This window comes from Pseudomonas sp. GZD-209, from assembly GCF_049310485.1.
GTDB classification, from domain to species: Bacteria; Pseudomonadota; Gammaproteobacteria; order Pseudomonadales; family Pseudomonadaceae; genus Aquipseudomonas; species Aquipseudomonas sichuanensis.
Map to the genome: position 1 here is coordinate 1 of NZ_JBMOWQ010000217.1, position 8,019 is coordinate 8,019.

8 protein-coding genes are annotated in these 8,019 nt (G+C 66.1%); 1 reads left to right on the forward strand and 7 read right to left on the reverse strand.

The genetic code is table 11. The annotated features are described in order from the left end of the window. Nucleotides 1-85 precede the first annotated feature (85 nt). From ACO6VM_RS22170 to ACO6VM_RS22200, 7 genes are all read right to left on the reverse strand, one after another. Nucleotides 86-955, reverse strand: coding sequence for an efflux RND transporter periplasmic adaptor subunit (locus ACO6VM_RS22170; protein WP_422403833.1), 870 nt, complete (start codon nucleotides 953-955; stop codon nucleotides 86-88). An 11-nt stretch (nucleotides 956-966) separates the two neighbouring features. Next, complete coding sequence (locus tag ACO6VM_RS22175; RefSeq protein ID WP_110996401.1) at nucleotides 967-1,173, reverse strand: DUF1656 domain-containing protein; 207 nt, start codon at nucleotides 1,171-1,173, stop codon at nucleotides 967-969. Beyond that, nucleotides 1,160-3,148, reverse strand: coding sequence for an FUSC family protein (locus ACO6VM_RS22180; protein WP_422403834.1), 1,989 nt, complete (start codon nucleotides 3,146-3,148; stop codon nucleotides 1,160-1,162). Before ACO6VM_RS22180 ends, ACO6VM_RS22175 begins: the two co-directional genes overlap by 14 nt. Nucleotides 3,149-3,337: 189 nt before the next feature. Then, entirely contained in the window at nucleotides 3,338-3,454 is a 117-nt protein-coding gene (gene ccoM, locus ACO6VM_RS22185; RefSeq protein WP_279630498.1) for a cytochrome c oxidase subunit CcoM, read from the reverse strand. A gap of 135 nt (nucleotides 3,455-3,589) precedes the next feature. Then, the gene (locus ACO6VM_RS22190) at nucleotides 3,590-3,751 is read right to left on the reverse strand and encodes a hypothetical protein (RefSeq protein WP_167409876.1); all 162 of its coding nucleotides are present in this window, start codon (nucleotides 3,749-3,751) and stop codon (nucleotides 3,590-3,592) included. A gap of 87 nt (nucleotides 3,752-3,838) precedes the next feature. Beyond that, nucleotides 3,839-4,165, reverse strand: coding sequence for an aspartate-semialdehyde dehydrogenase (locus tag ACO6VM_RS22195; protein ID WP_401058708.1), 327 nt, complete (start codon nucleotides 4,163-4,165; stop codon nucleotides 3,839-3,841). Nucleotides 4,166-4,276: 111 nt separating this feature from the next. Beyond that, on the reverse strand, nucleotides 4,277-4,972 hold the full coding sequence (locus tag ACO6VM_RS22200) for a M949_RS01915 family surface polysaccharide biosynthesis protein (protein ID WP_110996404.1): 696 nt from the start codon (nucleotides 4,970-4,972) through the stop codon (nucleotides 4,277-4,279). Nucleotides 4,973-5,099: 127 nt separating this feature from the next. On the opposite strand from ACO6VM_RS22200, the gene rapA reads away from it, so the two are divergent. Beyond that, entirely contained in the window at nucleotides 5,100-7,946 is a 2,847-nt protein-coding gene (gene rapA, locus ACO6VM_RS22205; protein ID WP_401058710.1) for an RNA polymerase-associated protein RapA, read from the forward strand. Nucleotides 7,947-8,019: the final 73 nt, after the last annotated feature.

Sequence of the window (8,019 nt, forward strand, 5' to 3'; positions counted from 1 at the left end):
CCCCCACCCCACCCCCCCCCCCCCCCCCTCCCCCCCCCCCCCTCCCCCTCCCCCCCCCCCCCCCCCCCCCTGGCCCCCGATGCGTTTACCGCTCGACCTGATCCTCACGCACCTGCACGCTTGCGGTCATCCCTGCGCTCAGGCTCAACCCCTCGGGGATCTGGTCCAGCTGTATCCGCACCGGGATACGCTGCGCCAGCCTCACCCAGTTGAAGGTCGGCTCCACCTCCGGCAGCAATTGCCCATCAGGCGTCGAATTGCGGTCGGTGATGCCGCGGCTGATGCTTTGCACATGCCCATTCATCGCCTCACCCGCCCCCATCAGCCACACCTTGACCGGGTCGCCGACGCGAATGCGCGGCAGCTTGGTCTCCTCGAAGTACGCCTGAATATAGAAAGTGGCATCGTCCACCAGCGCCATCACCGATTGCCCGGTAGTGACGAAGTTGCCCTCCGCCAAGCGCAGGTTGGTGATGTGCCCGCTGCGCGGCGCGCGCACTTCGCTGCGGGCCAGGTTGATCTTCGCCACCTTCAGCTGGGCCTCGGCCTCGTGCAGCTCGCCCCGGGCAACGGCCGCATTGATCTGGGCGTTCTCGCGCAGCTCGGCGCTGATCGCCTCCGGCCCCAGGGCCGTGCGCCGCGCCGCTTCGCGCTCACGCAGGCGCACTTGCTGGGTACGGGTCTCGACCACCGCAGAGGCCTGGTCGAAGGCGGCCTGGAAGCGCTCGCGGTCGATGGTCATCAGCAGGTCACCGGCCTTGACCTGCTGGTTATCGTGCACCTTCAGCGCACTCACCCAGCCGGACACATCAGGGGCAATCACCACCACATCGGCACGCACCCGGGCATCCCGGGTCCAGGGCGTGAGCATGTAGTACTGCCAGAGCTTGAAGCCTGCGAAGACAGCGAGGATCACCACACACAAGGTGACCAGGATACGTACGGCTGTACGCATGGACTTACTCCTTACAGAGGACCTAGCGAACGCACCACCAGGTACAGGACACAAACGAACAATGCCGTATCGAACAGCGCTTCGTGCCAGATCCAGCGCCCCAGCGGCGTGGCCTGCACAACAAAGCGCAGCAGCCCGGTCAGCAGCAGCGCCAGCACTACATAAATCAGAAACGGGCTGAGCAGCACGCCACCCAGCGCCCATTCACGCAACCCCATGGGCGTCCTCCTGCCAACGGCACCATTTGCCCCAGCTCTTGCGCAACTGCAGTACCGCGCCCTCGGCCAGGCGCAGCGCATCGCTGGGCGGTTGACCCTGCAGGGCTTCGATGAATTCTGCGCTGGCGGCATCCAGGCGCGCGCCTCGGCCCGGCGCCGGTCCGCTCGCCAGGACCGCCTCAAGTTGCTGCAGGTACTGGCGCTCGGCGTTGGCCAAGGGCGCCTGGGCCACGGCCAGGCACATACGCAGGTGCACCAACTCATCGCCGATATCCAGGCTGTGCAGGCCCTCGTCCCAACGCTGGCGCTCGGTCTGGGGCAACTCACTGGCATGCCGCGCCAGTTGCATCAGGCGGTCGGCCATGCGCCCGCCAAACCAGCTGTCGGCACCGCGCAGTTCGCGCCGGGTCAGGCGCACCAGGTCGCCCTGGGTCGCCGCACGCAAGCGCCGGCCCAGCCAGGCCGGGTGACGCAGCACCAGCAGGCGGAATGCCAGCACCGCGGCGCTCACGCCAATCAGCATGGCCAGCGCACTGTTGAGCATGCTCGCCACATCGAAATGCATGGCATTGAGCGGTGCCACCAGCACGATGAAGTGCAGGCAATAGGACGTGGCGGTAGCGCCGGTGCGCGGATGGGCCATGCCCAGTGCGCCAAGGAACAGCGGTACGCCCATGCCCAGGCAGAGCATGGCGAAGCTGCTCCATTGCGGCAGCAGGATCTGCCCGACCAGGAACGCCGCCGGCACCGCCAGCAAGATCCCACGCAAGAAGCTCAGGCCGATCTGCGCGCCGTTCTCGCGGCTGGCGAACAGGCTGCAGACCACACAAGTCAGCACCAGGCCGCCCGGCGCCGAGGGCCAGGCGGTGGCCAGCCAGAAACTGCTCATCACCAGGAACGCCAGGGCACTGCGTGAGCCGAACAGCAGGGCCAAGGACAGGTCGCGGTGCGCCGCCAGGCTTTGCACCTGCTCCTTGGGTGCCCGGCCCTGCTCCACATCGGCGAGCGCCTGGGTGGCCGCCATGGCGTAGTCCAGCAACAACGCCAGGCGCGCCAGGCAGTAATGCTCGGCGGAGCTGATCCGCGTGTCCTGGGCGGCATCCCACACCCGTTGGCGCAACACCAGCAGGCTGGCCTGTTCGGGGCTGGCCAGCAGGGTGCGCACCTCATCAAGCCATGGCGCCAGGTGTCCGGCCTCGATCTCATCGAGCTGGCGCCACTGCCGGCGCACCGAGCGCGAAATGCGCAGCAACACCATCAGCTTCTGGCTCAGCCCCTGGATCGCCTTGGCCCGCTGGCGACCGAGGCTGCCTTCGAACCAGGCATGCTCGCGCTGGGCGTCGATCGCGACGATGCGCCCGAGGCTTTCCAGCAACCCTTTGCGCGCTTCATCCTCACCGCCCAGCATGGCGCTGGCCGCCTGCAGCCCGTTCTGCCAGGCCTGCCGCGCCTGGCCTGCCAGTTGCTGCTCGACACGCATGGGCCAGATCAGCGCACTGCTGGCGGTGGCGCAACAGATGCCCAGGCAGATCTCGGTACACCGCGCCACCGCCTGGTCGAACACCTGCAACGGGTGGTCGATCGCCGGCAGCGCAATGATCGCCACGGTGTAGCCGGCCAGCACGAAGGCATAGGCCCAGGCGCTGCGCAGCTGGGTCGAAGCAGCGGTACACAGGGCCAGCCACAGCGCCAGCGTCAGCAGGAACAGCCAGGGCGTCTGGGCGAACACACCGATGAACACTACCGACATGAAGGTACCGACCAGCGTGCCGGCCAACCGTGCCAGGCCCTTCTGGATCACCATCCCCGACAGCGGCTGGGCAACGATAAACGCAGTCATCAGCGCCCACGCCGGCTGCTCCAGGCCCCAGCGCATCGCCAGCCACAACGCCAGGCCACCGCCAAGCAGGGTCTTGATGGCGAACTTGAGCGCTAGGCTGCTGGGGGCGAACAGGGCCTGGAAGGTGATGGGCACGAATCGGACCTTGCGGGAGCAGAGGGTATGAGAAGAACGATAGACAACTGGGGGAAGGATAAAGCGCAGACGATTAATTAGCTAGCTAATCATCTAGATGAACCGCTCCTGCAGGGGAAAACTCGAGGCAAAAAAAATGGGCGACCGAAGTCGCCCTAAATGCCTTGCGTGCTCGTGAATCGGAAAGGATCAGCGCTGCTTGCGCTTGTTCGCATCCTTCCAGATGAAAATGCCCAGACCGGCAAAGAAGGCCAACATCAGCCCGACCGTCACCACACCGGCGATAACCACGTTGTCGAAGAACATGTCGGCCCCTCCCTTGGTGTGCCGTCATCCGATGAGTGCACAGTAACCAAAGGCAGGCGGGGGGAAATTGACCAGAGTCAATGGTGCCCGGGGCCGGGCACGCGAGGCGGGTGCAGGGTTGACCTGCATCAAGTTTCAGCGCTTCTTGGGTTTGCCCTTGGGCTTTTTCTTTTTCCCAGAGGCCAGCGGCATGGCCTGCTCGAAGGCCTGGCGCATGTCGTTCAGGCGCTTGTCTTTGAGGTCATGGATTCGTTTGGCGCGTTCAGCGCCGAAGTCGATCAGATTGTCTTGGCTCATGGCGGGCTCGACGGACAGCAGAGGCACTCATGATGAAGGCAAGCATGAGCGCTGACTAGGCTTTGCAGCAAAAGACCTCGGCGCGCTTCAGACTTCGATGTCCACCAGCAGCCCCTGGCGCGTGCGTTCGCCCAGTGGCGACACGGGCACGGTGTTGTCGGCGTTGAGTTCCTCACCGGGCACGACCACAAGCTGCTCTGCGTCCCCCTGGTTGCGCTGTTGCTGCTGGCGCCGCTGTTCTTCGCGCATCAGCAGGGCGCGCTCCGCGGGGTCACGGTGATGCTTGAGGTCGATGGTCCCTTCGCCGGCGGCCGGTTGTGTCGGCACCACCGGCGGGATGGCCGGCGGCGGCTTGACCGGGTCCTGTTGCGAGGTCACCGGGGCGGCGCTGAGCGGAATGATGGGCGGCAGCATGGAATGTTCTCCTGTAGCCACTGTGTCGGCCGGCGCTACGCCGCCTTGAACGCCTGTGGGCAAAGGTGAGCGGCGCATCACAACGCCGCACGGGCATGGGGCGGGCTGCTGTTATTGGTCTTCGCCGTCAGGGTCGTCGTCCGGTGGCGCGCTGGTTTCGCTCCAGGGCCGCTTGTAGACCTGCTGCCAGACCGCGTCCATATGCTCGCGCAGCACCTGCGGGGCGTTTTTCAGCGAGGCACTGTCTTCGCGCTCGCCACCGAAGGGTTCTTCACCGGCCGGGGTAATCAGCGACTGCCCGGTAATGCTGTACACCGCCTGGCCTTCGCGCATCTCGATGGCGATATCGTGCGGGTCGATGCCACCACCGCAGAACGCGTGGCTGGCCACGGTCACTTCGGCGACGCCGTCCTTGTTCAGGTCGCTGACGTCACTGACATCGGTATAGAAGTCGACATCCAGGTCCAGGCCGGCGCAGGTGGTTTCCTGCTCGATCTGCCAGCGCGGCTTGAACACCTCAGCGCTGGCGGCACGGCCATACAGCGTGGCCTTGAGCACCACCTTGTCGACCTCCTCCTCGGTATCCGGGTCGCTGGCCTGGCCGTCGACCCGGCTCAGCACCAGCAGGCCTTCGCCCTCGCGGTCATGGAAGTGCACGCTCTTGATCGGGGTCTGCACGCCCAGCACCTCCAACTGCTCGACCGGAATCGGCGGCAATACTTCGAAGGTTTTCTGTTCACAGGCGGCCAGCAGCGTGAAACTGCCAATGGCCAGGGAGAGGTTCAACCAGCGGTGCTTGGCAGCCATGTTGGCGCTTGGCCCTCGTGACGGGACGGTGTTCGTCGATGAAAGCGCTAGACTCTTCACATTCATTGGTCTGGCGCAGCCGATCCGTTAACATACTCGGCTTTTTCATCGCGGGAGTTCAGGCAGTATGGCGCAGCAGTATCAACCGGGGCAACGCTGGATCAGCGACAGCGAAGCAGAGCTCGGACTTGGGACCATCCTGGCCGAGGATGGTCGCTTGTTGACCGTGCTCTACCCGGCGACGGGGGAAACCCGCCAGTACTCGCTACGCAACGCGCCGCTGACCCGCGTGCGCTTCTCGCCAGGCGACCAGATCATCCACTTCGAGGGCTGGAAGCTGACCGTGCGCGAAGTCGAGGTCATCGACGGCCTGCTGATCTACCACGGCATCGACGCCCAGAACCAGGCACATGTGCTGCCCGAGACCCAGCTGTCGAACTTCATCCAGTTCCGCCTGGCCAGTGACCGCCTGTTCGCCGGCCAGATCGACCCGCTGTCGTGGTTCTCCCTGCGCTACAACACCCTGCAGCACACCAGCAAACAGATGCTGTCGTCGCTGTGGGGCCTGGGCGGCGTGCGCGCCCAACCCATCGCACACCAGTTGCACATCGCCCGCGAAGTGGCCGACCGTATCGCCCCGCGCGTGCTGCTGGCCGACGAAGTAGGCCTGGGCAAGACCATCGAAGCGGGCCTGGTGATCCACCGCCAGCTGTTGTCCGGCCGCGCCAACCGCGTGCTGATCCTGGTACCGGAGAACCTCCAGCACCAGTGGCTGGTGGAAATGCGCCGCCGCTTCAACCTGCAGGTCGCCCTGTTTGACGCCGAGCGCTTCATCGAAAGCGACGCCACCAATCCGTTCGAAGACGCCCAGCTGGCGCTGGTCGCCCTGGAATGGCTGGTCGACGACGAAAAGGCCCAGGACGCGCTGTTCGCCGCCGGTTGGGACCTGATGGTGGTCGACGAGGCTCACCACCTGGTCTGGCACGAAGAACAGGCCAGCGCCGAATACGCCCTGGTCGAGCAACTGGCCGAAGTCGTTCCGGCCGTGCTGCTGCTTACCGCCACCCCTGAACAACTCGGCCAGGACAGCCACTTCGCCCGCCTGCGCCTGCTCGACCCCAACCGTTTCCACGACCTGGCCGCGTTCCGCGCCGAGAGCGAAAACTATCGCCCGGTGGCCGAGGCGGTGCAGGAGCTGCTCGACGAAGGCCGCCTGTCGCCGAAAGCCCACGCCACTATCCAGGGCTTCCTGGGCGCCGAGGGTGAAGCCCTGCTGGCCGCCGTTACCGATGGCGACAGCCAGGCCAGCGCGCGCCTGATCCGCGAGCTGCTCGACCGTCACGGCACCGGCCGCGTACTGTTCCGCAACACCCGCGCGGCGATCCAGGGTTTCCCCGAGCGCCAGCTGCACCCCTACCCGCTGGCCAACCCCGAGCCGTATGCCGCGCTGCCATCCGGCGAGCGTGCCGAGCTGTACCCGGAAGTGGCCTTCCAGGCCCAGGGCGAGCCCGGCGACGACGAGCGCTGGTGGCGCTTCGACCCGCGCGTCGACTGGTTGATCGACACCCTGAAGATGCTCAAGCGCACCAAGGTCCTGGTGATCTGCGCCCACGCCGAAACCGCCATGGACCTGGAAGACGCCCTGCGCGTGCGCTCCGGCATCCCGGCCACGGTATTCCACGAAGGCTTGAGCATCCTCGAACGCGACCGCGCCGCCGCCTATTTCGCCGACGAAGAATTCGGCGCCCAGGTGCTGATCTGCTCCGAGATCGGCAGTGAAGGCCGCAACTTCCAGTTCGCCCACCACCTGGTGATGTTCGACCTGCCGGCGCACCCGGACCTGCTCGAGCAACGCATCGGCCGCCTCGACCGGATCGGCCAGAAGCACACCATCGAACTGCACATCCCGTACCTGCAGGACAGCCCGCAGGAGCGCCTGTTCCAGTGGTACCACGAAGGCCTCAACGCCTTCCTCAACACCTGCCCGACCGGCAACGCCCTGCAGCACCAGTTCGGCCCGCGCCTGCTGGCGCAACTGGCCGGTGGCGACGACAAGGGCTGGACCAAGCTGGTCGGCGAAGCCCGCGCCGAGCGCGAGCGCCTGGAAGCCGAGCTGCACACCGGCCGCGACCGCCTGCTGGAGCTCAACTCCGGTGGTGCCGGCGAAGGCCAGGCGCTGGTCGAGGCGATCCTCGAGCAGGACGACCAGTTCGCCCTGCCGATCTACATGGAAACCCTGTTCGACGCCTTCGGCATCGACAGCGAAGACCATTCCGAGAACGCCCTGGTCCTCAAACCGAGCGAGAAAATGCTCGACGCCAGCTTCCCCCTGGGCGACGACGAAGGCGTGACCATCACCTACGACCGCACCCAGGCGCTGTCGCGCGAGGACATGCAGTTCCTCACCTGGGAGCACCCGATGGTGCAGGGCGGCATGGACCTGGTGCTGTCCGGCTCGATGGGCAACACCGCCGTGGCGCTGATCAAGAACAAGGCGCTCAAGCCCGGCACCGTGCTGCTCGAGCTGCTCTACGTCAGCGAAGTGGTCGCCCCGCGCAGCCTGCAGATGGGCCGCTACCTGCCACCGGCGGCGCTGCGCTGCCTGCTCGACGCCAATGGCAACGACCTGGGCCCGCGCGTGGCCTTCGAAACCCTCAACGACCAGCTTGAAAGCGTGCCCAAGGCCAGCGCCAACAAGTTCGTCCAGGCCCAGCGTGATGTCCTGGCCAAGCGCATCAGCGCGGGTGAAGCCAAGGTCATTCCGGTCCATGAGGAGCGGGTTGCCCAGGCACAGCAACGCCTGGCCGCCGAGGCTGACGAAGAGCTGGCGCGCCTGACAGCGCTCAAGGCCGTCAACCCGAGCGTGCGCGACAGCGAAATCGACGCCCTGCGCCAGCAGCGCGAAGACGGCATGGCCGCGCTGAACAAGGCCGCCTTGCGCCTGGAGGCCATTCGGGTACTGGTCGCCGGCTGAACTCTATAGAGGTCATCGCGGGGGGGGGAGAAGGTCCTACAATCAACGGGGCGGTGGGGGGAGAGGGGAGGGG